The sequence below is a fragment of the Nocardioides seonyuensis genome, assembly GCF_004683965.1.
Taxonomy (GTDB): Bacteria; Actinomycetota; Actinomycetes; order Propionibacteriales; family Nocardioidaceae; genus Nocardioides; species Nocardioides seonyuensis.
In genome coordinates this window covers 1,604,098-1,629,046 of record NZ_CP038436.1, presented here as the reverse complement: position 1 = coordinate 1,629,046, position 24,949 = coordinate 1,604,098, and the positions used below count along the sequence as shown (strand labels likewise).

The 24,949-nt window shown below is 70.8% G+C and carries 28 protein-coding genes and 2 tRNA genes; 22 read left to right on the top strand and 8 right to left on the bottom strand.

All coding sequences use genetic code 11. The features are described from left to right. The first annotated feature begins 100 nt into the window (after positions 1 to 100). The 7 genes from gyrB (at position 101) to EXE58_RS07965 (ending at position 6,142) form a co-directional block, all read left to right on the top strand. Complete coding sequence (gyrB, locus tag EXE58_RS07990; protein ID WP_135267390.1) at positions 101 to 2,176, top strand: DNA topoisomerase (ATP-hydrolyzing) subunit B; 2,076 nt, start codon at positions 101 to 103, stop codon at positions 2,174 to 2,176. 50 nt (positions 2,177 to 2,226) lie between these two features. Then, complete coding sequence (gene gyrA / locus EXE58_RS07985) at positions 2,227 to 4,941, top strand: DNA gyrase subunit A (protein ID WP_135267389.1); 2,715 nt, start codon at positions 2,227 to 2,229, stop codon at positions 4,939 to 4,941. Positions 4,942 to 4,944: 3 nt separating this feature from the next. Continuing rightward, positions 4,945 to 5,478, top strand: a complete 534-nt coding sequence (locus EXE58_RS07980) for a DUF3566 domain-containing protein (RefSeq protein WP_135267388.1) — start codon at positions 4,945 to 4,947, stop codon at positions 5,476 to 5,478. Positions 5,479 to 5,562: 84 nt separating this feature from the next. Further along, a tRNA-Ile gene (locus EXE58_RS07975) sits at positions 5,563 to 5,636 on the top strand. Between the two features lie 26 nt (positions 5,637 to 5,662). Further along, on the top strand, positions 5,663 to 5,788 hold the full coding sequence (locus EXE58_RS20005; protein WP_244242483.1) for a DLW-39 family protein: 126 nt from the start codon (positions 5,663 to 5,665) through the stop codon (positions 5,786 to 5,788). A gap of 13 nt (positions 5,789 to 5,801) precedes the next feature. Beyond that, a tRNA-Ala gene (locus EXE58_RS07970) sits at positions 5,802 to 5,877 on the top strand. 49 nt (positions 5,878 to 5,926) lie between these two features. Next, positions 5,927 to 6,142: a hypothetical protein gene (locus EXE58_RS07965; RefSeq protein WP_135267387.1), complete on the top strand. Its 216-nt coding sequence runs from the start codon at positions 5,927 to 5,929 to the stop codon at positions 6,140 to 6,142. A gap of 35 nt (positions 6,143 to 6,177) precedes the next feature. Here EXE58_RS07965 and EXE58_RS07960 read toward each other — a convergent pair whose 3' ends face one another. The 3 genes from EXE58_RS07960 to EXE58_RS07950 form a co-directional block, all read right to left on the bottom strand. After that, positions 6,178 to 6,405: a biotin/lipoyl-binding carrier protein gene (locus tag EXE58_RS07960; protein WP_135267386.1), complete on the bottom strand. Its 228-nt coding sequence runs from the start codon at positions 6,403 to 6,405 to the stop codon at positions 6,178 to 6,180. 163 nt (positions 6,406 to 6,568) lie between these two features. Continuing rightward, positions 6,569 to 7,558, bottom strand: coding sequence for a hypothetical protein (locus tag EXE58_RS07955; RefSeq protein ID WP_244242482.1), 990 nt, complete (start codon positions 7,556 to 7,558; stop codon positions 6,569 to 6,571). 161 nt (positions 7,559 to 7,719) lie between these two features. Further along, positions 7,720 to 8,496 carry a carbon-nitrogen hydrolase family protein gene (locus EXE58_RS07950; protein ID WP_135267384.1) on the bottom strand — a complete coding sequence of 259 codons (777 nt, stop codon included), beginning with the start codon at positions 8,494 to 8,496 and terminating at the stop codon, positions 7,720 to 7,722. Between the two features lie 56 nt (positions 8,497 to 8,552). Here EXE58_RS07950 and mobA point away from each other — a divergent pair, with 56 nt between their 5' ends. From mobA to EXE58_RS07930, 4 genes are read left to right on the top strand one after another with little or no spacing between them, the layout of a single operon-like run. Then, positions 8,553 to 9,131 carry a molybdenum cofactor guanylyltransferase gene (gene mobA / locus EXE58_RS07945; protein WP_135267383.1) on the top strand — a complete coding sequence of 193 codons (579 nt, stop codon included), beginning with the start codon at positions 8,553 to 8,555 and terminating at the stop codon, positions 9,129 to 9,131. 46 nt (positions 9,132 to 9,177) lie between these two features. Next, positions 9,178 to 9,504, top strand: a complete 327-nt coding sequence (locus EXE58_RS07940) for a DUF6457 domain-containing protein (RefSeq protein ID WP_135267382.1) — start codon at positions 9,178 to 9,180, stop codon at positions 9,502 to 9,504. A gap of 2 nt (positions 9,505 to 9,506) precedes the next feature. Next, positions 9,507 to 10,475 (top strand): NAD(P)H-quinone oxidoreductase, encoded by a 969-nt coding sequence (locus tag EXE58_RS07935; protein WP_135267381.1) that lies wholly within the window; start codon positions 9,507 to 9,509, stop codon positions 10,473 to 10,475. A gap of 10 nt (positions 10,476 to 10,485) precedes the next feature. Further along, the gene (locus tag EXE58_RS07930; protein WP_135267380.1) at positions 10,486 to 11,130 is read left to right on the top strand and encodes a bacterial proteasome activator family protein; all 645 of its coding nucleotides are present in this window, start codon (positions 10,486 to 10,488) and stop codon (positions 11,128 to 11,130) included. Positions 11,131 to 11,194: 64 nt separating this feature from the next. On the opposite strand, the gene EXE58_RS07925 is transcribed toward EXE58_RS07930, so the two are convergent. The 4 genes from EXE58_RS07925 to serS are packed head-to-tail and all read right to left on the bottom strand — an operon-like array spanning position 11,195 to position 14,762. After that, positions 11,195 to 11,791 carry a hypothetical protein gene (locus EXE58_RS07925; RefSeq protein WP_135267379.1) on the bottom strand — a complete coding sequence of 199 codons (597 nt, stop codon included), beginning with the start codon at positions 11,789 to 11,791 and terminating at the stop codon, positions 11,195 to 11,197. A gap of 29 nt (positions 11,792 to 11,820) precedes the next feature. Beyond that, positions 11,821 to 12,648, bottom strand: a complete 828-nt coding sequence (locus EXE58_RS07920; protein ID WP_135267378.1) for a Cof-type HAD-IIB family hydrolase — start codon at positions 12,646 to 12,648, stop codon at positions 11,821 to 11,823. A gap of 10 nt (positions 12,649 to 12,658) precedes the next feature. Then, a complete protein-coding gene (locus EXE58_RS07915; protein ID WP_135267377.1) occupies positions 12,659 to 13,501 on the bottom strand; it encodes an HAD family hydrolase in 843 nt (280 codons plus the stop codon). After that, positions 13,494 to 14,762, bottom strand: a complete 1,269-nt coding sequence (gene serS, locus EXE58_RS07910) for a serine--tRNA ligase (protein ID WP_135267376.1) — start codon at positions 14,760 to 14,762, stop codon at positions 13,494 to 13,496. The genes EXE58_RS07915 and serS overlap by 8 nt, the downstream gene beginning before the upstream one ends. 43 nt (positions 14,763 to 14,805) lie before the next feature. Between serS and EXE58_RS07905 the strand changes: the two genes are divergently transcribed. Beyond that, positions 14,806 to 16,380, top strand: a complete 1,575-nt coding sequence (locus EXE58_RS07905) for a bifunctional phosphatase PAP2/diacylglycerol kinase family protein (protein WP_244242481.1) — start codon at positions 14,806 to 14,808, stop codon at positions 16,378 to 16,380. Positions 16,381 to 16,420: 40 nt separating this feature from the next. Continuing rightward, on the top strand, positions 16,421 to 16,762 hold the full coding sequence (locus tag EXE58_RS07900) for a DUF2200 domain-containing protein (protein WP_135267374.1): 342 nt from the start codon (positions 16,421 to 16,423) through the stop codon (positions 16,760 to 16,762). Between the two features lie 16 nt (positions 16,763 to 16,778). Here the strand turns inward: EXE58_RS07900 and EXE58_RS07895 are convergent, their stop codons facing one another. Next, positions 16,779 to 17,180: a DUF4446 family protein gene (locus EXE58_RS07895; protein WP_244242480.1), complete on the bottom strand. Its 402-nt coding sequence runs from the start codon at positions 17,178 to 17,180 to the stop codon at positions 16,779 to 16,781. Positions 17,181 to 17,250: 70 nt separating this feature from the next. On the opposite strand from EXE58_RS07895, the gene EXE58_RS07890 reads away from it, so the two are divergent. The 9 genes from EXE58_RS07890 (at position 17,251) to EXE58_RS07850 (ending at position 24,806) form a co-directional block, all read left to right on the top strand. Further along, on the top strand, positions 17,251 to 18,108 hold the full coding sequence (locus tag EXE58_RS07890; RefSeq protein ID WP_135267373.1) for a prephenate dehydratase: 858 nt from the start codon (positions 17,251 to 17,253) through the stop codon (positions 18,106 to 18,108). 18 nt (positions 18,109 to 18,126) lie between these two features. Beyond that, the gene (gene larB, locus EXE58_RS07885) at positions 18,127 to 18,837 is read left to right on the top strand and encodes a nickel pincer cofactor biosynthesis protein LarB (RefSeq protein WP_244242479.1); all 711 of its coding nucleotides are present in this window, start codon (positions 18,127 to 18,129) and stop codon (positions 18,835 to 18,837) included. Then, entirely contained in the window at positions 18,834 to 20,024 is a 1,191-nt protein-coding gene (gene larC / locus EXE58_RS07880; protein ID WP_244242478.1) for a nickel pincer cofactor biosynthesis protein LarC, read from the top strand. The genes larB and larC overlap by 4 nt, the downstream gene beginning before the upstream one ends. Positions 20,025 to 20,036: 12 nt before the next feature. Further along, on the top strand, positions 20,037 to 20,642 hold the full coding sequence (locus EXE58_RS07875) for a TMEM165/GDT1 family protein (RefSeq protein ID WP_135267372.1): 606 nt from the start codon (positions 20,037 to 20,039) through the stop codon (positions 20,640 to 20,642). Continuing rightward, on the top strand, positions 20,624 to 21,793 hold the full coding sequence (locus EXE58_RS19705) for a GNAT family N-acetyltransferase (protein WP_208544171.1): 1,170 nt from the start codon (positions 20,624 to 20,626) through the stop codon (positions 21,791 to 21,793). The genes EXE58_RS07875 and EXE58_RS19705 overlap by 19 nt, the downstream gene beginning before the upstream one ends. Positions 21,794 to 21,803: 10 nt before the next feature. After that, a complete protein-coding gene (locus tag EXE58_RS07865; protein ID WP_135267371.1) occupies positions 21,804 to 23,027 on the top strand; it encodes an arginine deiminase in 1,224 nt (407 codons plus the stop codon). A gap of 99 nt (positions 23,028 to 23,126) precedes the next feature. Further along, positions 23,127 to 23,495 carry a Crp/Fnr family transcriptional regulator gene (locus EXE58_RS07860; RefSeq protein WP_135267370.1) on the top strand — a complete coding sequence of 123 codons (369 nt, stop codon included), beginning with the start codon at positions 23,127 to 23,129 and terminating at the stop codon, positions 23,493 to 23,495. 4 nt (positions 23,496 to 23,499) lie between these two features. Next, positions 23,500 to 24,492 (top strand): adenylate/guanylate cyclase domain-containing protein, encoded by a 993-nt coding sequence (locus tag EXE58_RS07855; protein WP_135267369.1) that lies wholly within the window; start codon positions 23,500 to 23,502, stop codon positions 24,490 to 24,492. Continuing rightward, positions 24,492 to 24,806, top strand: coding sequence for a DMT family transporter (locus tag EXE58_RS07850; protein ID WP_135267368.1), 315 nt, complete (start codon positions 24,492 to 24,494; stop codon positions 24,804 to 24,806). Before EXE58_RS07855 ends, EXE58_RS07850 begins: the two co-directional genes overlap by 1 nt. The last annotated feature ends 143 nt before the right edge of the window (positions 24,807 to 24,949 follow it).

The following is a 24,949-nucleotide window of genomic DNA, read 5'->3' as shown; positions in this document are numbered from 1 at the left end:
GCAGGCTCACATCCGTCGACGGGATTCGACGCGTGCAGTCGCGACCCCTTGCATGTCATCGGCCCCACCCCGACCACCGGCGTGGCCCAACCACCAGAGGATGCGCGTGAGCGACGAGAACCCTGTCGAGAAGCCCAACGGCGTGGAGTACGACGCCTCCGCGATCCAGGTCCTCGAAGGACTCGAAGCGGTCCGCAAGCGCCCGGGCATGTACATCGGGTCCACCGGCGAGCGGGGGCTGCACCACCTCATCTGGGAGATCGTCGACAACTCCGTCGACGAGGCGATGGCGGGCTACTGCGACCGCATCGTCCTGACCCTGCAGGCCGACGGCTCGATCAAGGTCGAGGACAACGGGCGAGGCATCCCCACCGGGACGGCGCCCGGGCAGGAGCTGCCGGCGCTGACGCTCGCCCTCACGGTGCTGCACGCCGGAGGCAAGTTCGGCGGGGGCGGCTACAAGGTCTCCGGTGGTCTCCACGGTGTGGGTGTCTCGGTGGTCAACGCGCTGTCCACGCGACTGGTCGCCGAGGTCCGCAACCGCGACCACCTGTGGCGCCAGACCTTCACCCTCGGCGTGCCCGACGGTGAGCTGGAGCAGGTTCGTCCGCTCGAGGCGGGCGAGCGGACCGGCACGTCCATCACCTGGTGGGCCTCGCAGGACATCTTCGAGACCGTCGACTACAACCTCGAGACGATCACCAACCGCATCCGCGAGATGGCCTTCCTCAACAAGGGCCTCCAGATCGTGGTCCGCGACGAGCGCGAGCACGCCGCCGAGATCGCCGAGGCCGTCGAGGACCCCACGATCGACCCGCAGCTGGACCAGGCGAGCTCCGACGCCATCCAGCGCACCGAGACCGGCCTCGAGCGGGTGTTCAAGTACGACCGCGGCCTCGTCGACTACGTCGAGCACCTCAACCGGCGCAAGGACAAGGCCAACCCGACGGTCATCTCCTTCGAGGCCGAGACCCCGCCCGGGGCCCCCAGCCTGATGAGCCTCGAGGTCGCGATGCAGTGGAACACCAGCTACACCGAGTCGGTCCACACCTTCGCCAACAACATCAACACCCCCGAGGGCGGCACCCACGAGGAGGGCTTCCGTGCGGCGCTCACCTCCTTGGTCAACCACTGGGGCGAGGAGTGGGGCCTGATCAAGAAGAAGGAGGACAGGGTCTCCGGTGACGACATCCGCGAGGGTCTGACCGCCATCATCTCGATCAAGCTCGGCGAGCCGCAGTTCGAGGGCCAGACCAAGTCCAAGCTCGGCAACACCGAGGCCAAGGGCTTCACCCAGCGGGTCGTCAACGACCAGCTCGGTGCCTTCTTCGAGGAGAACCCCGCCGAGGGCAAGGACATCGTCCGCAAGAGCCAGGCCGCCGCGAGTGCGCGCATCGCCGCCCGCAAGGCGCGCGAGCTCGCCCGCGGCCGCAAGGGCCTGCTCGGTGGCGGCAGCCTCCCCGGCAAGCTCAGCGACTGCCAGTCGACCAATCCCGAGGAGTGCGAGGTCTTCATCGTCGAGGGAGACTCGGCCGGCGGATCCGCGCGACAAGGCCGCGACCCCCGCATCCAGGCGATCCTCCCGATCCGGGGCAAGATCCTCAACGTCGAGAAGGCCCGCATCGACAAGGTGCTCGCCAACGCCGAGGTCCAGGCGATCATCTCCGCGCTCGGCACCGGCATCCACGAGGAGTTCAACCTCGAGAAGCTGCGCTACCACAAGATCGTGATGATGGCCGACGCCGACGTCGACGGCCACCACATCAACACCCTCCTGCTGACCCTGCTGTTCCGCTTCATGAAGCCGCTGATCGAGCACGGCTTCGTCTACATGGCGCAGCCGCCCCTCTACCGCCTGCGCTGGAACAAGCCCCACGAGCACGAGTTCGTCTACTCCGACGCCGAGCGCGACGCCCTGATGAAGGACGGCCTGGCCCAGGGCAAGAAACTCCCCAAGGAGAACCCCGTCCAGCGCTACAAGGGTCTCGGCGAGATGAATGCCGACGAGCTGTGGGAGACCACCATGGACCCCTCCCAGCGCCTGATGCTCCAGGTGGGGCTCGAGGACGCGGCGCAGGCCGACGAGATCTTCTCGATCCTCATGGGCGAGGACGTCGAGCAACGCCGCTCCTTCATCCAGCGCAACGCCAAGGACGTCCGATTCCTCGATATCTAGGTGTATCGCACCAGTCCTAGACATCGATAGATTCGCAGAGAGAGCCCCAGATGACCGAGATCCCCACCACCACCACAGACGGCGGAGACGGCGGCGACCCGCGCGTCCAGGCAGTCGAGCTGCAGACGGTGATGCAGCAGTCCTACATCGACTACGCGATGACCGTCATCGTGGGACGCGCCCTGCCCGACGTGCGCGACGGCCTCAAGCCCGTGCACCGTCGCATCCTCTACGCGATGTACGACGGCGGCTACCGCCCCGACCGCGGGTTCTCCAAGTGCAGCCGCGTCGTCGGTGACGTCATGGGTCAGTACCACCCCCACGGCGACACCGCGATCTACGACACCATGGTGCGCCTGGCCCAGCCGTGGGTGCTGCGAGCGCCGCTCATCAACGGCCAGGGCAACTTCGGCTCGCCGGGCAACGACTCGGCCGCGGCGATGCGTTACACCGAGTGCCGCATGGCGCCGCTGGCCATGGAGATGGTCCGCGACATCGACGAGGACACCGTCAACTTCCAGCCCAACTACGACGGCCGCTCCCAGGAGCCAACGATCCTGCCCGCCAGGTTCCCCAACCTGCTGGTCAACGGCTCCGCCGGCATCGCGGTCGGCATGGCCACCAACATCCCGCCCCACAACCTGCGCGAGGTGGCCGAGGGCGCGACCTGGGCGCTCGAGCACCCCGAAGCCACTCGCGAGGAGCTGCTCGACGCGCTGCTCGAGCGGATCAAGGGCCCCGACTTCCCGATGGGCTCGCTGATCGTCGGCCGCCAGGGCATCGAGCAGGCCTACCGCACCGGGCGCGGCTCGATCAGCCAGCGCGCTGTCGTCGAGATCGACGAGGACAACAAGGGCCGCACGGTGCTCGTCATCTCCGAGCTGCCCTACATGGTCAACCCCGACAACCTGGCGCTCAAGATCGCCGAGCTCGCCGACACCGGCCGTATCCAGGGCATCGCCGACGTCCGCGACGACACCTCCTCGCGGACCGGTCAGCGGCTGGTCGTGGTGCTCAAGCGCGACGCCGTGGCCCGAGTCGTGCTCAACAACCTCTTCAAGCACACCGAGCTGCAGACCAACTTCTCGGCCAACATGCTCGCGCTCGTCGACGGCGTGCCCAGGACGCTCTCGATCGACCAGTTCATCAGCAACTGGGTCGCCCACCAGATCGAGGTCATCCAGCGCCGGACGCGCTACCGCCTGGCCGAGGCCGAGAAGCGCGCCCACATCCTGCGTGGTCTTGCGAAGGCGCTCGACCAGCTCGACGAGGTCATCGCCCTGATCCGGCGCTCGCCCGACGTCAACGAGGCCCGCACCGGCCTCATCGCGTTGCTCGACATCGACGAGATCCAGGCGACCGCGATCCTCGACATGCAGCTGCGTCAGCTCGCCGCGCTGCAGCGCCAGAAGATCATCGACGACCTGACCGCCATCGAGGTGCGCATCGCCGACCTCGAGGACATCCTCGCCAACGAGATGCGACAGCGACAGATCGTCATCGACGAGCTGGCGGAGGTGGTGGCCAAGCACGGGAACGACCGCCGTACCCAGATCATCGCGGCCGACGGCGACCTCTCGATGGAGGACCTCATCCCCGACGAGGACCTGGTCGTCTCCATCACGCGCGGCGGCTACGCCAAGCGCACCCGGGCCGACCAGTACCGCCTCCAGAAGCGCGGCGGCAAGGGCGTGCGCGGTGCGACGCTGCGTGGCGACGACGTCGTACAACACTTCATCGCGACCACCAACCACCACTGGCTGCTGTTCTTCACCACGGCCGGACGGGTCTACCGCACCAAGGCCTACAACCTCCCCGAGGCCGCGCGCGACGCCAAGGGCGGCCACGTCGCCGGGCTGCTGTCCTTCCAGCCCGACGAGGACATCGCCCAGGTGCTCGCGATCCGCGACTACGAGCAGGCGCCCTACCTGGTGCTGGCCACCAAGAAGGGCCTGGTCAAGAAGACCCGCCTGGGCGACTACAACAGCCCGCGCCAGGCCGGCGTCATCGCGATCAACTTCCGCGACGAGGACGACGAGCTGATCGGCGCCGAGCTGGTGAGCTCCGAGGACCACATCCTGCTCGTCTCCCGCAAGGGCCAGGCGATCCGGTTCCCCGCCGACGACTCGCAGCTTCGGCCGATGGGCCGGGCCACGTCTGGCGTCACCGGGATGAAGTTCCGCGACGGCGACTCCGTGCTGTCGATGTCGGTCATCCGCGCCGCCCAGGTGGCCGCGGAGGAGGAGGCCGAGGAGGCGACCGAGGGCGAGGTCGCGGACAGCGAGATGACGCAGCTGTTCGGCGTCCACCCGCAGTACGTCTTCACCATCACCGACGGCGGCTTCGCCAAACGGACCCGCATCACCGACTACCGCACCCAGTCCCGCGGCGGCCTGGGAATCAAGGCGATGTCGCTCTCCAACGAGGACCGCGGCGGCCTGGTCGGCGCCTTCATCGTCGAGGAGGGTGACGAGGTCCTCTCGATCACCGAGATGGGCCAGGTCGTGCGCAGCCCGATCAACGACCACTTCCGCGCGACCGGCCGCTCCACGATGGGCGTGAAGTTCGTGACGCCCAAGAAGGGCGACTCCGTCGCCGTGGTGGCCAGATCGGTCGAGGCAGCGGTGGAGGCCGAGGTCGAGGAGGCCGCCGAGGCAGCGGAGACCCCGACCGCGGAGCCGCAGGCCGACGATTCCGCCGAGTCGCCGGAGGTTGCCGAGGGTGCAACAATCGAGGCTCCGACCACCGACGACGCGGAGGAGTGATCCATGGCGGAGCGCACCACGACCTCCCGGTCGTCGACCGGACGTGACGACTCGAAGCCCTCGTTCGGGGAGCGGGTCCAGGCGACGCTGACCAACGCCGCCCAGGAGCACCGCGCCAGCTCCGACTCGGCACCGGTTCGCAAGAGCCGCCCGGCGAAGGCTCCCCGGCGCGCGCGGTTGCGACTGACCCGCATCGACCCCTGGTCGGTGATGAAGACGTCGTTCCTGCTCTCGGTCGCCTTCGGCGTTGTCACGTTCGTGGCGATCTTCATGGTGTGGTCGGTGCTCGGAGCAGCCGGTGTCTGGGACTCCATCAACTCCGCGGTCGCCAGCGTCGTCGAGGGCGACAACAACACCAGCGAGTTCGACATCACCGCCTATGTGGGGATGTCGCGGGTCCTCGGGTTCACGCTGCTGGTCTCCGTCCTCGACGTCATCCTGCTGACCGCGCTAGCCACGCTCTCGGCGTTCCTCTACAACCTCGCCGCCGCCCTGCTCGGCGGCATCGAGGTGACCCTCTCCGAGGACGAGCACTGAGCCAGACCCACCTCGATTGGCTCCCCCTCGGGCGGGTCAGGTAATCTTCGGCGTCGCCGCACGTCGCGGCGCCAGCACCACCCCGGGCCTATAGCTCAGACGGTTAGAGCGCTTCCCTGATAAGGAAGAGGTCAGAGGTTCAAGTCCTCTTAGGCCCACCCAGCTCGCTCCAAGGAGAAGTCCATTGAAGAAGATCCTGATGGTCCTGCTCACTGCCGCCGGCGCAGCCTTCGCCAAGAAGAAGCTGGAGCAGAGCAAGAACGAGCAGGCCCTCTGGGCCGAGGCCACGGACAACGTCCACAAGGCCTGAAGCTCCACCACCGGGGGCCTTGGCGCAATTGGTAGCGCACCTGCTTTGCAAGCAGGGGGTTAGGGGTTCGAGTCCCCTAGGCTCCACCACTCTTCGGACTCCATGGACGCCGTGGCATCGCCGGTGAATGATGGGTTCATGTTCTGGCTGTCTGTCGGCTCGGTCCTCGGCGCGATCCTGTTCGCCGGCTGGCGAGTCGACCAGCGCCGGAAGCGCAGCCCCTACGTGCACGGATCCCACGCCGGCGGCGGCGACCCCAGCGTCGGGGCGATGTACTTCCAGGCGATGCAGGGGCCGGGAGGACACGATCCCTACACGGCCGCGAGCCTCGACCGCAAGAAGAGCACCGACTGAGCGAGCTCAGATCTCGCGGTTGGGCCTGGTGGCGTTCAGTCGAGCACGACGAGCACGTCGCCGTCCTGCACGACGTCGCCGACGGTGACCTTGATCGCCGACACGCGCCCGGCTCGCTCGGCGAGCATCGGGATCTCCATCTTCATCGACTCCAGCAGCACGACGGTCTGACCGGCCTCGACCTCGTCGCCGACCGCGCACTCCAGGGAGAGGACGTTCGCGACGAGCTCGGACACGATCTCGAGAGGACGGTGGCGGGCCATGGTCCTCGACGCTAACGGTTACCGATCCGTAGGCCTCGATCGCTGGGAGCTGGGTCTCGTGACAGGACTTCGTCCTTCCTCGACCAGCGGGGACGGGGAAATCGTTGCGCGACGAGCGGGGATGCGAATTCTTGCGTGACCCGCGGGAGGGCGTCGGGGTACGTCAGAGCTCGGCGAAGCGGGACGGCTCGGGCCGCAGCGCCTCGGCCTCCTCGGCCCGCCGCGCCCCGGCCCCGCGGGACCCGGTGAGGGCCAGGTCTGCGCGGATCACCAGGTAGCCAAGGCCCAGGCCCAGCAGCAGGGAGTAGGCGGCACGCAGGGCGGCCTCGAGGTAGGAGCTGTCGGCGGCCACCAGCCCGGCCGCCATCGGGACGGTCGCCGCGACACCGAAGGTGCACACCCACCAGCCCTGCCGCCGCCGGGCGCGCAGGTGGGTGCCCCACACGAGGGCGGGGATGCCGAGCAGCACGACGAGCGGGCGGGGGAAGGCGATGATCCGGTCGCGGGTGGCGTCGACGAAGTCGAGGACCGTGGTGATCATGTCCTGGCTGCCATAACGCTGCAGGAGCTCGGCGTAGGCCACCGTCGCGACCATCACCCCGAGCGCGAAGGCGACCGCGATCAGGCCGCGCCGCCCCAGGCCGTGCAGGCCCGCGCCGAGCCGGAAGACGATCGCGACGGCGAGGACGAGCGCGAGCAGCACCGAGGCGATGTCGTACCGCTCGACCGAGACCGACGGCTCGAAGCCGACCGCCGCGAGCGCGGTGATCACCGAGATCCCCGAGGCGATCAGCGTCTCCCGCACGGCCCGGCCGAAGGTCACGGCAGGCACGGTCGCCATCACGGCGTAGACGCCCCCGACCACGCACGTCATCAGCGACGCCCCGGAGAGCAGCACCTCGCCGCCGACGACCACAGCGGTCGTCGCGAGCCCGAGCGCGACGAGCGCCGAGACGAAGGCACGACCGGCCGCACGCGTGGCGAGCAGCCACGAGAAGGCAGTCACCACGCCGACCGAGGCGGCGCTCGACATCCACGCCGGACCGACGTCGAACGCACTCAGCAGCAGGGCGACGGTCCCCGCGCCGATGACGACCCACCACGCGGTGAGCAGCCACGCCGGTGGCGTATAGGCCTCGGCCGGCTGGGTCACTCCTGGCGCGGTCTCGGTGGCTGCAGCCGGTGCGGCCTCTGTCGGCCGAGGTGAACGGCGGGGGGCGGCCGGTCGGACGCGGGTCAGTCGAGAAGGGGGTCGTTCCGCCGCGCGCTTGCCGCGAGCGCGGTCTGCGGGACGGGGGGACACGAGGATGGAGGCTACAGCCGGCGGTTGGCCAGGGAGGGGTTGGTGCGGCGCGCCCCGGCGAGGGCTTCGCGGCTCAGCGTGGCCTCCAGCGCGGTCTCCTCGGCTCCGGCCTCGGCCAGCACCTCGCCGAGCGGCGAGAGCACGAGCGAGTGGCCGCAGTAGCGGGGGGCAGGCTGTGCGGCTCCCACGACGTAGACGGTGTTCTCGATCGCTCGAGCCGTCAGGAGGGTGCGCCAGTGGTCGACCTTGAGCGGACCCGGCAACCACGCGGCGGGTACGACGAGCACCTCGGCGCCGTGGTCGACCAGCCGCCGCGCCAGCTCTGGGAAGCGCAGGTCGTAGCAGGTCATCAGCCCCACCCGCCAGCCCTCGACCTCCACCACCACGGGGTCGAGGGCGCCCCCTGTGAGCCGGTCGGACTCCCGGTAGCCGAAGGAGTCGTAGAGGTGGATCTTGCGGTAGTCCGCCTCGGCGCCGCCGCGGACGACCAGCGTGTTGAACGGCCGGGCGGGGTCGTCGCTGGTCTCGAACATGCCGGCCACGACGGTCGTGCCGCCCTGGCCCGCGAGCCGGCCGACCTCGGCGGCGAAGGGGCCGTCCAGCGGCTCGGCGAACTCGCTGACGTCCGAGCCGGCCTCGCCGAAGTCGCGGGCGAACGCCTCGGGGAAGACCACCAGGTCCGCGTCCCGCGACCCGTTGGTCACGCCGTCGGAGAGGCGCGCTCGGTTGACCGCTGGATCAAGCCCACTCGCCCACTGGAGCACGCGCACGCGGAGGTCGTCGGTCATGGCACCAGCCTGCCACCTGAAACCCCGCCCGCGAGCCGGGTGGGAGGATCACCGGCATGAGCGTTGACATGTCGGCGGCCGGATTCTGCGGCGTGATCCTCGCGGGCGGCACCGCGGCCCGGATGGACGGCATCGACAAGTCGAGCATCGAGCTCGACGGGCGCACCCTCCTCGAGCTGGCCATCGACGCGTTCCTCGACGCGGACGAGGTCGTGGTCGTGGGGCCCGAGCCCGTGCGCACCATCCGCCCGGTGACGACCGTCCGGGAGGACCCGCCGCGCGGCGGCCCGGTCGCCGGACTGCTCACCGGCGTCGACGCGCTGCTGCGCAGGCCGCGCCTGGTCGGCGTCCTCGCGGTCGACATGCCGCGGGTGACACCCCACACCTTCAGGCGGCTGCGCGAGGCGAGCGTCGGGTGCGACGGGGCGTTCCTCGTCGACCACGACGGGCGACGGCAGCTGGCCGGCGTGCTCGACGCCCAGCGCCTGCGACTCGAGCGGCCGGGTCTCGAGGAGCAGCACGGGATGAGCCTGCGGAGCCTGCTGGAACCCCTCGACCTTGCCGACGTCCCGTGCGTGGGCGAGGAGGGCATCGACATCGACACCTGGTCGGACCTGCGCGACCTCTCCCAATGAGCGGACCCGGTTGCGGACTTGCCGCAGGTGATGAAGATTGGGCCTTGTGAACCTCCACGACTGGATCGACGAGCTCTGCGACACGCTCGACATCGAGGCCGAGATCGACGAGGCGCTCGTCCTCGACCTCGCACGGGTGGCGGCCCACAACGTCGAACGGCCCGCGGCGCCGATCACGACCTACCTCCTCGGAATCGCAGCGGGTCAGAAGTCGGCCAGCCCGGAGCGGATCGAGGGACTCGCCGCGAAGGCGCAGTTCCTCGCCGAGAACTGGGACCGACCGGCTGACGCGCCCGATCCCGACGACATCGACGACGACGTCCCCGACGACTCCGAGGTCGACCACACGCTCGACGCCCTCGAAGAGGAATGAGCATGCGCGCTGTCGTGGTCTCCGGCACCGGAGGCCCCGAGGTCCTGGGCGTCACCGACCTCCCGGCCCCCGAGCCCGGCCCCGGCGAGGTCCTGATCGACGTCGTGGCCACCGCGGTCAACCGGGCCGACACGCTGCAGCGACGCGGCTTCTACCCCCCACCGCCGGGGGCGAGCGACATCATCGGGCTCGAGTGCAGCGGTCGCGTCGCCGGGCTCGGCCCGGGCGTCGATGCATGGAAGGTCGGCGACGAGGTGTGCGCCCTCCTTGCCGGAGGCGGGTACGCCGAGCGGGTCGTCGTACCCTCCGGACAGGTGATGCCGCTGCCCGGCGGGGTGTCCCTGGTCGAGGCGGCCGCTCTGCCCGAGGTCGCGGCGACGGTGTGGTCGAACGTGTTCATGACCGCCCACCTCCGCGACGGGGAGCGGTTCCTCGTGCACGGGGGTGCCGGCGGCATCGGCACGATGGCCATCCAGCTCGCGACGGCGCGTGGCGCCGAGGTCTACGCCACGGCCGGGTCGCCCGACAAGCTCGCACTGTGCCGGGAGCTGGGGGCAGTGGCGGCCATCGACTACCGCGAGGAGGACTTCGTCGCGGTGCTGACGGAGGCCGGCGGTGCCGACGTCGTCCTCGACAACATGGGCGCCAAGTACCTCACCCGCAACGTCGACGCCCTGGCCACCGGCGGGCGGCTCGTCGTGATCGGCATGCAGGGCGGCACCAAGGGCGAGCTCGACATCAGCACCCTGCTGCGCAAGCGCGGGTCGGTGACCGCCACCTCGCTCCGGGCGCGCCCGGTCACCGAGAAGACCGCCATCTGCTGCGGCGTCGTCGAGAACGTCTGGCCACGGGTCGCCGACGGGTCGGTCAAGCCCGTCATCCACGAGACGATGCCGATCGAGGACGTCGCCCGCGCGCACCAGCTGATGGAGGACGGCGCCCACACCGGCAAGCTGGTGCTCACCTTCTAGGGTGGGGACCATGACGTCCCCCCAGCAGCCCGGCCCCCAGCAGCCCGAGCAGGCTCCCGAGGAGCAGGTCGTCGTGGTCGGCCCTGACGGCCAGCCCGTCGGCACCATCCCGGCGAGCGCGCTCCCCGGGATGATGGAGAGCTCCGGCGAGGGTGACGCGGAGGACGGCGACGGCGAGCGCCACGTGACCGACCTGGTCGAGCAGCCCGCCAAGGTGATGCGGATCGGGTCGATGATCCGCCAGCTCCTCGAGGAGGTGAAGGCCGCGCCCCTCGACGAGGCCAGCCGTGCTCGCCTCAAGGAGATCCACGCAGCCTCCATCAAGGAGCTCGAGACGGGTCTGGCGCCCGAGCTGGTCGAGGAGCTGGAGCGGCTCTCGCTGCCCTTCACCGAGGACGGCACGCCGTCCGAGGGTGAGCTGCGCATCGCCCAGGCCCAGCTCGTCGGATGGCTCGAGGGCCTCTTCCACGGCATCCAGACGGCCATCTACGCCCAGCAGATCGCGGCCCGCAGCCAGCTCGAGGAGATGCGCCGGGCGCTGCCGATGGGCGGCGGGCACGGCATGCAGCAGCCCGGGCCGGGCCGGCACGCCCAGCCCCAGGACGGACCGGGTGACGAGACGGCACCCGGTGGCTCCGGGGGGATGTACCTCTAGCCCCCGGATACTCCGTATCAAGAAGCTCCCGCGAGGCAGGCCCGAGCGAGCCGTTTGATACGGACTATCGGGCGCGGCGGGCCATGCGGCGTACGACGAGCAGGCCGAGCAGGCCGACCAGCACGGCCGCCGCTCCGGGCGCGGCCGCCCGTGCCAGCCCGATCGGCGGGTCCTCCTCGACCTTGGTGCGCACGGCCTTCGGAGGCGGTGGAGGCTCGATGGCCGTGCCTGCCCCGACGACCGCCTCGACGGCGGTGACGCGCTTGGTGATGGCGGGGCCGCTCCCACCGCACGCATTGGCGTCGAAGGGCGCGGCGCTGCCGGCCGCGAGGAAGACGTAGTCGCGGCCGACCTGGAGGGCACCCAGCCCGCAGGCGCTGGTCTGCTGCAGCGAGGTCACGCTGGTCTCGCGCTCGACCTCGCCCTTGTAGGTCCGGGAGGCCGTGATGTCGTAGACGAAGCGACGACCCTCCTCGGCGATCGCGTCGACGCTGCCGACGAAGACGACGTCAGCCTGGTCGACGAGCTTCTTGACGTCGACGCGGGCGCAGCTGCACGCGAGCGCGGGGCTCTGGGTGGTGAGCACCAGCCCGAGCGAGACCACGACGAGCGCCAGGACGGCGCCCAGCAGACGGCCGAGCGAACGGCGGAGGCGAAGCATGCCGGTCAGCCTAGCGAGCGGCCCGACACTCACTCGCCCAGCCCGAAGACCTCGGTGAGCACCGAGGCGACGCCGTCCTCGTCGTGCGGCGGAGCCACGTGCTCGGCGAGGTCGAGGACGCTCTGGTGGGCGTTGGCCATGGCGTAGGACGTGCCGGCCCACTGGAGCATGGCCAGGTCGTTGGGCATGTCGCCGAAGGCGATGACCTCGTCGGGGCCGACGCCCATCTCGGCCGCGAGCATCGCCAGCGTCGTCGCCTTGGTGACGCCGGCGGCGCTGATCTCGACCAGGGCGAAGGTCGAGGACCACGTCGTGGTCACGACCTCGCCGACCGTGGCCTCGACCTGGCGCCAGAACTCCTCGGGGTCCATCGACCGGTGGACGGCGAGCAGCTTGGCGACGTCGTCGCGGTAGATGTCGGCCAGGCTGCCCTGGGGCCGCTCGGTGTGGTCGTCGGGATGACTCGGGAAGCCGGGCTCGGTGGCCCAGCCCTCCGCGTGCTCGATGGCGAAGGTCGTGCCCGGGATCGCTGACCTGACCTGCTCGGCCACGGTGAGTGCGGCCTGACGGGGCACGGCCCGGACGTCACGCACCCGCCGCTGCGCGACGTCGTACACGATCCCGCCGTTGGAGCAGATCGCGAGGCCGTGGCCGCCGACGTGGTCCCACAGCTCCTCCATCCAGCGGACGGGGCGACCGGTGGTGAACACGACGGGTACGCCGAGGGCGTCGAGCTCGGCTAGCACCGCGCGGCTGCGGTCGGTCACGGTCCCGTCGGAGTGGAGCAGCGTGCCGTCGAGGTCGGTGGCGACCAGGCGAGGCCGGCCGGTGGTCGAGGAAGGACGAAGTCCTGTCACGAGATCGTCCTCACGCGGGGAACCATCGCTCCATCTCCACCGCGGCACCCTCGTCGTGGACGGTGGCGGTGACGTCGTCGGCAGCGTCGATGACCTCCTGCACGGCCTGCCCCATCGCCACGCCACGACCGGCCCAGCCCAGCATCTCGATGTCGTTGCGGCCGTCGCCGATCGCGAGGACGTCGGCAGCGGTGAGCCCCAGCTGGTCGCAGACGTGCTGCACGCCGGACGCCTTGGAGACGCCCACCGGCGCGAGGTCGAGCCACGCCGTCCAGCCGACGACGTAGTCGGTGCCGTGGAGGCCAAGGCGGGCAGCCAGCTCGACGAAGTCCTCGGCGGTGGCGTCCGGGTCGCGGATGACGACGCGGCTGACGGGCTCGCCGATGATGTCGGCGACGTCGGTGATGACCTGCTCACCCGAGAGCTCGCCCTCGGGGAAGTGGCGGTTGACGAGGTAGCCGGCGATCCCGCGCTCCTCGACGGCGACGAGCGCCTGCGGGTGGTGCTCGAGGACGGCCGCGACCGCCGGGGCCGCGTCGAAGGTCTCCTCGTGGACGACCTCCATCGGCGGGTAGCGGAAGATCACCGCACCGTTGGACGCGACGATCCACAGCCGGTCGGCGCCGTCACGGGGGATGTCGAGGAGGTCGGCGATGCCGGTCATGCCGTGCGGCGACCGCCCGCTGGCGAGCACGATGTGCGCCCCCGCGTCGAGCGCGCGGTGGACCGCGTCGTAGATGCGAGGCGGGATGGTCTCGTAGGGCGCGCTCTGGCCGTCGACCCACTTCAGCAGGGTGCCGTCGATGTCGAGGGCGACGACCCGGGGTCGCCAGCCTGCGTCAGTCTCAGCCACCGACGGGCTCCAGGACCTCCAGGCCGCCGAGGTAGGGGCGCAGCGCCGCGGGCACGGTGACCGAGCCGTCGGCGTTCTGGTGGGTCTCGAGGATCGCCACGATGGCGCGCGTGATGGCGGTCAGGGTGCCGTTGAGGGTGGCCACCGGGACGGTCCGCTCGTCGACGCGGGTGCGGATGTCGAGGCGCCGGCTCTGGAACTCGGTGCAGTTGGAGGTCGAGGTGAGCTCGCGGTACTTGCCCTGGGTGGGGATCCACACCTCGCAGTCGAACTTGCGCTGGGCGCTGAGCCCGAGGTCGCCGGCGGCGACGTCGATGACCCGGTAGGCGACCTCGAGCTTGTCCAGGAACTCCTTCTCCCAGCCGAGCAGCCGCTGGTGCTCGGCGTAGGACTCCTCGAGCGTGGTGTAGACGAACATCTCGACCTTGTCGAACCAGTGGACCCGGATGATGCCCTTGGTGTCCTTGCCGTGGGAGCCGGCCTCCTTGCGGAAGCACGGGCTGAACGCGGCATAGCGACGAGGGAGCTCGGCGGCCTCCAGGATCTCGTCGGAGTGGTAGGCCGCCATGGCGACCTCGCTGGTGCCGACGAGGTAGAGGTCCTCGCCCTCGATGCGGTAGACGTCGTCGGCGGCCTGGCCGAGGAAGCCGGTGCCCTCCATCGCCCGCGGCTTGACCAGCGACGGAGCGATCACCTGGGTGAAGCCGGCGTTGCGCGCCTGGTCCATCGCCATGTTGACCAGGGCGAGCTCGAGCTGGGCGCCGACCCCGGTGAGGAAGTAGAACCGCGAGCCGCTCACCTTGGCACCGCGCTCGAGGTCGATCGCGCCGAGCATCCGGCCGAGCTCGACGTGGTCGCGCGGCTCGAAGTCGAACTCGCGGGGAGTGCCGACGTGCTCCAGCACGACGAAGTCGTCCTCACCGCCCGGCGGCGCCTCGTCGGCCGCGACGTTGGGGATGGCCCGGATCGCCTCGTCCCACTCGGCCTCGGCGGCGTTGCGCGCGGCCTCTGCCTCCTTGACGCCGGCGGCGAGCTGCTTGACCTGTGCCAGGAGGGCCTGCTTCTCCTCGCCCTGCGCCTTGGCGACCAGCGCGCCGCTGGACTTCTGCTCTGCCCGCCGGGCCTCGAACGTGGCGATCGCCCCGCGCCGCGCCTCGTCCGCCGCAAGAGCCCGGTCGACCACGTCGTCGGACAGGCCGCGCTTGGCCTGGGCCGCCCTCACGCGGTCGGGATCGTCACGGAGCAGGCGGGGATCGATCATGCGGTCAGGCTATCCGCTGCGACCGGCAGGCATACTTCTCGGCGTGCTGGACGCCCCTCGCCGAGTTCCCCTGCAGTGGGCCGCGCTGTGCCTGCTCGTCTTCGCCGCGCTCACCTGGGCGGTGACCGGTGACCGGTCCCCGCTCGACGGCTTCGACCAGTGGGGACGCCGCAGCGAGGACTGGGCCGACGAGAACGCCCCCCTCGTCGAGGTGCTCCGCGCGATCGAGCTGGGCTTCAACACGATCGGGATGACGGTCCTGACCTCGCTGGCCGCCGTCTGGCTGTTCGTCCGCGGGCAGCGCCGGGCCGCGGCCTTCGCCGTCTTCGTCATGGTGGTGACGGCGCTGGCGACCACCGTGCTCAAGCTCTGGCTCGGTCGCGACCGCCCCCAGTGGCAGGACACCGTCGGGCTCCACGACACCCACAGCTTCCCGTCGGGCCACGCGTCGTCCGCGGCCGCGTTCGCCGGCATCCTCATCGTCCTCGCACTGCTCTTCGTACGCCGCTCCCAGCTGCGCCGCCTCGCCACCGGCGTGGCGCTGCTGTGGTGGCTCCTGGTCTGCGCCGACCGCGTCTTCCTGGGCCGACACTTCCCCAGCGACGTCGTGGGTGGGTCGCTGCTGGGTGCGGCCGTCGTGCTCCTCGGGCTCGCGGTCCTCGACCCGCGCCCGCGCTCGATCGCGGCACGCAACCAGCCCCTGCCGGAGGTCTTCGTCTCCCAGCGGCGCCTCGCGGTGGTGCTCAACCCGATCAAGGTCGAGGACGTCGGTCAGTTCCGCGCGATCGTCGGTGACCTCGCCCGTGAGTCGGGCTGGTCGGAGCCGGTCTGGCACTACACGACCGTCGAGGACCCCGGGACCGGCATGGCGGAGAAGGCGTCGGTCGAGGGCGCCGACCTCGTCATGGTTTGCGGCGGCGACGGCACCGTCCGCGAGGTCTGCGCGGAGCTCGCCGGCACGGGCATTCCGGTCGGGATCGTGCCGGCCGGCACCGGCAACCTCCTCGCACGCAACCTGGGCATCCCGCTCTACATCCGCTCCGCCATCGACGTCGCCCTCAACGGCCAGGACCGCGCCATCGACCTGGTCGAGGTCAGCGGCGACGGCATCGAGAAGACCCACTTCATGGTGATGGCGGGGATGGGCTTCGACGCCGCGATCATGGAGGGAGTCAACGACGACATCAAGAAGCGGATCGGCTGGGTGGCCTACGTCCTGTCCGGGCTGAAGTCCCTGATGTTCCCGGCGGTGAAGGTCGAGATCGCCATCGACGACGAGGAGCCGACGATCCACCGCGCCCGCACCGTCGTGGTCGGCAACGTCGGCTACCTGCAGGCGGGGATGCCCCTCCTCCCGGACGCTGCCATCGACGACGGCCTCCTCGACGTGGTGATCCTCCACCCCAAGAAGTTCCTGTCCTGGATCCCGCTCGCCACCCGGGTGCTGGCCCGCAGCACGCGGGTCGACGAGCTGATCGACCGCCGCACCGGCCAGCGCGTGGTCCTGCGCGCCCACACGGACACCCCGCGCCAGCTCGACGGCGACTCGATCGGGCCGGGCCGCGAGCTGCGCATGGAGTGCATCCACGGGCGACTGCTCGTGCGGGTGCCGCGCTGAGCCCTGTCCCGCGGCACGAGCCACGCGTAGGCTCCTACGGGTGCACCGCATCTTCGACGTCAGCGTCGCCTCGGTCTACCCCCACTACGTCACCAAGGTCGAGAAGAAGGGCCGCAGCAAGGCCGAGCTCCACCAGGTCATCTGCTGGCTCACCGGCTACGACGAGACCGAGCTCGCACGCCACCTCGCCAACGAGACGACCTTCGCCGACTTCTTCACCCAGGCGCGGCTGAACCCCCGCGTCGACCAGATCACCGGCAGCGTGTGCGGGGTGAAGGTGCAGGACGTCGAGGACCCGCTGATGCGCCGGATCCGCTACCTCGACAAGCTCGTCGACGAGCTCGCCCGTGGCAAGGCCATGGAGAAGGTCCTGCGGTCCTGACTCTCCTGCCGGGTCGTCACGCAGGCCGGGCGTGCTCGATCGCCTCCTCCTCCTCGGGCGAGAGGGGCTGCTCGCACGCCCAGCCGCTGATCGACTTGGCGTAGGTGCGGGCCTCGCTGCGCCCGTGGATGGAGGTGAGCACGACTCCGTGCCCGGCGTCGTCGAGCATCGCCAGGCTCCAGCTGAGGTGGCCGCCGACGTCGCCGAAGGCGTCGTACCTCACCACCGACAGGTGGCGCAGGGCGTCGGCGTTCTCGGCCTGGAGGGCGGCGACCTCCTGACGCAGGCCCACGACGTCCTCGGGGAGGGCGTCGGCACTGCCGCGCGCAGGCGGCTGCTGGGCACGGCGCAGGGCGACGGCGGCCATCGCTGCGGCGGCCAGGGCGACGGCCAGGGCGAGGAGGGCGACGATCAGCACGTCGCGACCCTATGACCGATCACCGGGCGGGGGCGGGTGGACGCGGCCGGGCGTGCCAAACTCGACGACCGTGAGCGGGACGACGAACTCCGCGACCGGGAGGATCGCCTACCAGGGCGAGCCCGGCGCCAACAGCCACCTGGTGTGCCAGCAGGCCTACCCGGAGTGGGAAGCCGTCCCGTGCGCATCGTTCGAGGACGTCTTCGCCGTCGTCGAGAACGGCGACGCCGACCTCGCGATGATCCCGATCGACAACTCCCTCGCGGGGCGGGTGGCCGACATCCACCACTTCCTGCCAGCCTCGAGCCTGCACATCGTGGGCGAGCGGTTCCTCCGCATCCAGTTCGCGCTGATGGGCCTGCCGGGCACCGACGTCTCCCAGCTGCGCACGGTGCACAGCCACGTGCACGCCCTCGGCCAGTGCCGTCGGGTGATCCGAGAGCTCGGGCTGGTCCCGGTCGTCGCGGGCGATACCGCCGGGGCGGCTCGCGAGGTCGCCGAGGCCGGCGACCCGACCCAGGCCGCGATCTCGCCGCCGCTTGCCGCCGAGATCTACGGCCTCGAGGTCCTGCGCGACGAGGTCGAGGACGAGGACCACAACACGACGCGCTTCATCGTGCTCTCGCGCGACTTCGACAAGGCTCCCCGTGGCAACGGCCCGGTGGTCACCTCGTTCATCTTCAACGTCCGCAACCTCCCGGCCGCGCTCTACAAGGCGCTCGGCGGGTTCGCGACCAACGGCGTCAACATGACCAAGCTCGAGAGCTACATGGTCGGCGGTCACTTCACGGCCACCCAGTTCCTTGCCGAGGTCGACGGCCACCCCGACGACCCGGCGGTGCGCAACGCGCTCGAGGAGCTCGCCTTCTTCACCACCGAGGTCAAGGTGCTCGGCGTCTACCCGGCCGACGAGTTCCGGAGCGCCTGACCGGGGTAGGTTCGGAGCGTGACCGACGACCGCATCGCCGACCTCGGCTTCGCGCGCGTCGACCTCGACCGCGAGGCGCGGACGGGTGACCCCGAGGTCGTCTACGGCGCCGGCAAGACACCCGAGCAGGTGGCCGCGATCCTCACCGCGCTGCACGCCAAGCACCCGGAGCGTGCGGTCCTGGCGACCCGGCTCTCGCCGGAGGCGATGGCGGCCGCGCGCGCAGTCGGGGCCGAGGTCCACGAGGTGGCGCGGGCCGCCACGCTCGGCCCGACTCCTGAGCACCACGGCCGCGTCGGCATCATCAGCGCCGGCACCTCCGACGCGCCGGTCGCGGCCGAGGCCGCCCTCACCGTCGCCACCCACGGCGCCGCACCCGTCGAGATCCGGGACGTCGGCGTCGCCGGGCTCCACCGCCTCCTCGCCGTGCGCGACGAGCTCGCCACCCTCGACTGCGTCATCGTGGTCGCCGGCATGGAGGGCGCGCTGCCCTCGGTGGTCGGCGGGCTGATCGGCGTGCCCCTGATCGCCGTGCCGACCAGCGTCGGCTACGGCGCCTCGTTCGGCGGCCTGGCGGCGCTGCTGGGAATGCTCAACTCCTGCGCGCCGGGCATCACCGTGGTCAACATCGACAACGGGTACGGCGCCGGCGTGGCCGCCGCGCGCATCGTGCGGGTGTCCCAGCGGGTGTCCGAGCGGCTGTCCGAGCGGGACGCGACCGGCCGGTGACCATCTGGGTGGATGCCTCCGGGGGCGCCAGCGGCGACATGCTGCTCGGTGCGCTGCTCGGTGCCGGGGCGGATCTCTCCGTGATCCAGGCGGCCGTCGACGCGATCGCGCCCGAGCCCGTGTCGCTGCGGGTCGAGCAGGTCCAGCGCAACGGCTTCGCCGCGACCCGCTGCCACGTGGAGATCGAAGACTCCGAGCACCACCGCACCTGGCGCGACATCCGCACGCGCCTGCTGGCCGCCGAGCTCCACGAGGACGTCCGGGCCCTCGCGCTGCGGGTCTTCGAGCGGCTCGCCGCCGCCGAGGCCCGGGTCCACGGCGCAGACCCCCTCGACGTCGCCTTCCACGAGGTGGGTGCCCTCGACGCGATCGCCGACGTCGTCGGGGCGTGCGCTGGCTTCGTCGAGCTCCGGCGAGCCGCCGGGAGCACGATCACCGTGTCGCCCGTCGCGGTGGGCTCGGGCACCGTCCGCGGCGCCCACGGCCTGTTGCCCGTCCCCCCACCGGCCGTGGCCGAGCTGCTGCGCGGCGTGCCCTCGCTGGCGGGACCGGGCGAGACCGAGTCGTGCACGCCCACCGGCGCCGCGCTCCTGACGACGCTGGCCGACACCTGGGGGCCCCAGCCGGAGATGACCGTGCGCGAGGTCGGCGTGGGTGCGGGCGGCCGCGACCCCGACACCCACGCCAACGTCCTGCGGATCCTCGTGGGCGAGCCGGTGGGCGCCGACGTCGACCGGCGCCAGCCGTTGCTGATCGAGTCCAACATCGACGACCTCGACCCGCGGGTGTGGCCCAGCGTGATCGCGGCGCTGCTCGAGGCGGGTGCCAGCGATGCCTGGCTCACCCCGATCCTGATGAAGAAGGGTCGCCCTGCCCACACGCTCTCGGTGCTGGTCTCGGCTGCGGACGCCGAACGGGTGCGGGCGGCCATCTGGCGTCACACCTCCACCATCGGGGTGCGTGAGGTCCCGCTCGGCAAGCATGCGCTCGACCGCGAGATGGTCGCCGTCGAGGTCGACGGCCACGGCATCGACGTCAAGCTCGCCCGTCACGAGGGCGAGATCGTCAACGCCCAGCCGGAGTGGGACGACGTCGCGCGAGCTGCGAGCGCCCTGGGCCGACCCGCCAACGACGTCCTCGCCGAGGCGGTCGCAGCGACCCGGGCCCTTCTGCGCGAGCGCGGCTGAGAGGATGGGTCGGTGCTCGATCTGGTGGTGGTGGTCCTGACGTTCGGCTCGATCTTCGTCGTCGAGCTGCCCGACAAGACCTTCATCGCGACGCTGGTCATGTCGACCAAGATGCGCCCGCTGTTCGTCTGGATCGGTGTCGGGCTCGCGTTCCTGGCCCAGACCCTTGTCGCCGTGGGGCTCGGCAAGGCGGCGTCCTTCCTCCCCGACGACGCCGTCCACGTCGCCGCCGCGGTGATGTTCTCCATCGGCGCGGTGATCCTCGTCCGCGAGGCCCGGTCGGCAGATGCGCACGAGCCCGAGCAGGAGTCGGAGTACGCCGAGAAGGCCGACCCCACCGCCCACGGACTCAAGGTGGTGCTGACCAGCTTCCTGGTGCTCTTCGCCGCCGAGTGGGGCGACCTCTCCCAGCTGCTCACGATCTCCCTCGTCGCCAAGTACGACGACCCGGTGAGCGTCTTCCTGGGTGCCTGGGGCGCGCTGCTCGCGGTGTCCGGGCTCGCGGTCATCGTCGGGCGCGTTCTCCTCAACCACGTCCGCCTCTCGGTGCTCCATTACGTGGGTGCGACCGTGTGCGTCCTGATGGCAGGGTTGACCCTGTGGGAGCTGATGACCTGACGCCGCTGGATCCCGACCTCCTGGCGGACGTGCGCCGGCGCTACGTCGCGACCAACGGCGAGCACGCGATGACGGCCGGTGACGACGCCTACGTGCGCGAGCACTTCGTCGAGGTGGGCAGCGACGCCGTGCTGCGCGACATGCTGGCCGGCCGCCTGCCGCTGCCGTCGTACCTCCTCTCCGACGGCACCCCCATGGTGCCCGCTGACCACGCCCGGCTCGCCGAGGTAGCGGGTGGGACCGATCGGCTGCACGACTGGTTCGTGTCCTTCTGGCCCGACGACCCTGCCACCGCTGAGGACGAGTGGGGCCATTACCTCTCCGGCCGCTACGTCTGCCTGCGTGACGTCACGCCGGTGCGCATCACGCAGAAGGCCGCACGGGTGGCCCAGGCTCAGGCCGCCGTCGACGCGCTGCGCCGCGATCGACGCGACCCGGTCGCGCGCGGGATGCTGGGTGAGGCGGTCAACGGGGTCGTGGGCGTGCTCGGCCTCGACGAGCTCCTGCTGCCGATGACCGACCACGACCGACTGCGGTTCGGTGGACCGACCGTGCGGGAGACCTGGGTGGAGGCGCCCCGGCGTGAGTTCCTGACGCCGGTGGCCCCCGACGTCCGGATCCGCACCGAACGCCTCGTGCTGCGCCCGTTGCAGTACGGCGACGAGGCCGCGTTCTTCGAGGCGTGGGCCTCGGAGGAGTGGAGCAGCCTGCTGCTCAGCCTGCCCATGAACCCGGCCGAGGTGACCGCGTGGGTGCGCCGCAACGTCGAGGAGCCGGACCCCTTCTTCCTCCGCCTCGTCGCCGAGACCGTCGCGGACGGGACGGTCGTCGGCGACGTGATCCTGATCCTCGGCGGCACGGGGCTCACCGAGGGTGAGATCGGGTGGACCATCGTCCCGGGGCAGGGCGGCCACGGCTACGCCACCGAGGCAGCCCGCGCAGTGCTCGAGATCGCCTTCGAGCACTACGGCCTGCGGCGGGTCGTCGCCAACCTCGACGCCCGCAACGACCGGTCGGCGGCGCTCTGCGAGCGCCTCGGGATGCGGCGTGAGTCGCACCGGATCGGCGACTTCTGGTCCAAGGGCCGATGGACCGACTCCCTCGACTACGCCCTGCTCGCCGACGAGTGGCGCGCGGGGCGGGGACGTTAGAGTCGACGCCATGTCCACCCCGCACGGCGCCGACAGCGAGGTCGGCCGCCTGACCACAGTGATGCTCCACCGGCCGGGCAACGAGCTCAAGAGGCTCACCCCGCGCAACAACGACAAGCTCCTCTTCGACGGGATCCCGTGGGTCAACCGGGCCCAGGAGGAGCACGACGCGTTCGCCGAGACCCTGCGCGGTCGGGGGGTGGAGGTGCTCTACCTGAGCGAGCTCCTCACCGAGACCCTCGAGAGCGAGCTGGCGCGCAACCACGCGATCACCAGCGCGCTGAGCGGGCTCCACCTCGGCGACACGATGCGGCGCTACCTCGCGACCGCGCTGCGCGACAAGAGCCCGGTCGAGCTCACCGAGATCCTCATCGCCGGGATCCGCAACGACGAGGTGCGCGGCGGCCACGGCCTGGTCACCAGCCTCCTCGACCCCCACGACTTCCTGGTCGACCCGCTCCCCAACCTGCTGTTCACGCGCGACTCCAGCGTCTGGATCCGCGACCGGGTGGCCGTCACGAGCCTGGCGATGCCGGCCCGCAAGCGGGAGACCCAGCTGACCGAGCTGATCTACACCGAGCACCCGCGTTTCGCCGGCACCCGCCGGATCCACGGCTGGCACAACGAGCACGTGGAGGGTGGCGACGTCCTGCTGCTCGCCCCGGGCGTCGTCGCGGTCGGCGTCGGGGAGCGTACGACGCCCGCAGGCGTCGAGCGGCTGGCCCGCCAGGTCTTCCACGCCGACCTGGCCCACACGGTCCTCGCGGTGCCGATCGCCCAGGAGCGGGCCACCATGCACCTCGACACCATCTGCACGATGGTCGACGTCGACAAGGTGGTGATGTACCCCAACATCGCCCACACCCTCGAGGCCGTCACGGTCACCGTCGCTGATCACGGGTCCGACGAGAACGACCTGGTGCTCGACGTCAGCCAGCACGCGCCGTTCCTCGTCGCTGCCGCCAAGGCGATGCAGATCGACACCCTCCACCAGATCGACACCGGCCTCGACCCGGTCACCGCCGAGCGGGAGCAGTGGGACGACGGCAACAACACCCTGGCCCTCGCACCGCGCGTCGCGGTCGCCTACGAGCGCAACGACGAGACCAACGAGCGCCTCGAGGAGGCCGGCATCGAGGTCGTCCGCGTCGCCGGGTCCGAGCTGGGTTCCGGTCGGGGCGGCCCGCGCTGCATGAGCTGCCCGATCTCCAGGGACCCGCTGCCGCAGGACTGACCGCTCAGGTGCTGGCCGCTCGTGGACTGGGCATCACGCACGGCCACCCCGATCGTTGGACAGACTGTCCCCACCACCACCGAGCACCAAGGACCCTTCATGGCCGAGATCCTCGACTCCCTCGATCCCCAGGACGCCAAGCGCGTACTGGCCGCCGGCACCAGACTGACGCTCCCGCAGGGGTGGTCGCCGATCGGCGAGGGCACCCCCGCCGACAAGGCCTACCTGATCCTCGAGGGCGAGGTCTCGGTGCGCCGTCACGGCGAGGAGGTCGCGCGGCTCGGGGCCGGCAACGTCGTCGGCGAGTCCGCCATCGTCAACCACACGCTGCGCTCGGCCTCGGTCGTCTCGCTCACGCCGCTCAAGGTCGTCCACTTCACCAGCGAGCAGCTCGAGCGCCTTGCCGACGACGTCCCCGCCTTCGGTGAGGCACTGCGCTCCGCGGCCGCGGAGCGGATCGAGGGCTGACGTCTTGGGTGACCTCTCCCGCACGGTCGAGGACCTCGAGGCGTTCCTCCTCGGCGAGTCGCCGAGCCTGACCAGGGTCGAGGTCTCCGAGCGTGCCGGGGTTCCCCTCGACCTCGCCGAGGAGCTGTGGCACCACCTCGGGTTCCCCCACCACAGCGACGAGGACATCGCCTTCGCCCCCAGCGACGTCGAGGCCCTGAAGACCTCCGTCGAGCTCGTCGCGCTGGGCATCCTCAGCGGTGACTCGCAGGCTGCGCTGGTGCGCACGTGGGGTCGCAGCTACGCACGCCTGGCCGACTGGCAGGTCAGCCTGCTGGCCGGCATCGCAGTGGAGGGGCCCGACCCCGACGCACGGCTCACCGAGCTCGCGTTGGAGGCGCTGCCCCGTGTCGAGCAGCTCCAGGCCTACGTCTGGCGACGCCATCTCGCCAGTGCGGCCAGCCGGCTGCTCAGCGAGACCGACTCGCTGGTCGAGGGCGAGGCCCGGATGGCCGTGTGCTTCGTCGACATCGTCGGCTACACCGCACAGAGCAAGGCGCTCGACGAGCACGAGCTGGTCACCTGGATCGAGAACTTCGAGCGTGAGACGACCGCCACGGTGGTCGACCACGGTGGCCGTGTCATCAAGACCATCGGCGACGAGGTGCTGTTCACCGTCGACGACCCGGCGGCCGCCGTGGACGTGGCTCTCGAGCTCACCCGCCGCGGTGCCGACGACGACGACCTCTTCCCCCAGGTGCGCGCCGGCATCGCCTACGGCCCCGTCGTACGACGCCTCGGCGACGTCTACGGCTCGACCGTCAACGTCGCTGCGCGCCTGACCTCGGTCGCCCGTCCCGGGGCGGTCGTGGTCGACCACGGCACCCACGACGCGATGGTCGACGAGACCGAGGACAAGGACGAGGAAGGCCCGCGCTGGCGGCGGCTCCGGCGGGTCTCCGTCAAGGGCTTCTCGAAGCTCGAGGCCTGGGTGGTCAGAAGCCCCGGGGGCCAGTGATGCCGTGGTTGGTGCTCGTCCTGTCGGGCGTCCTCGAGGCAGTGTGGGCCACGGCGCTGGGTCGCTCCGAGGGGTTCACGCGGGTGGGACCGTCGGTCACCTTCGTGGTGGCGCTGGTGCTGAGCATGGGCGGCCTGGCCTACGCGATGCGCGACCTCCCCGTCGGCACGTCGTACGCCGTGTGGGTCGGTATCGGCGCCTCCCTCACGGTCGCCTTCGCGATGCTGACCGGCGACGAGCCGGTCTCGGTGGCGAAGGTGCTCCTCGTGCTGGGCATCATCGGCTGCGTCGTGGGGCTCAAGGTCATCCACTGACCCCTGGTGGCTGAGCGCCCTGGAAATGTAAGAAGACCTACGTGGAAAACCTCAAAGGCCGAGGTCAGCGACGCGCGTCTTTCGGAGCGGTAACGCGTACGTCGGTTCGCAGTAACGCGGACGACGAGCGAAAGGGACACCGC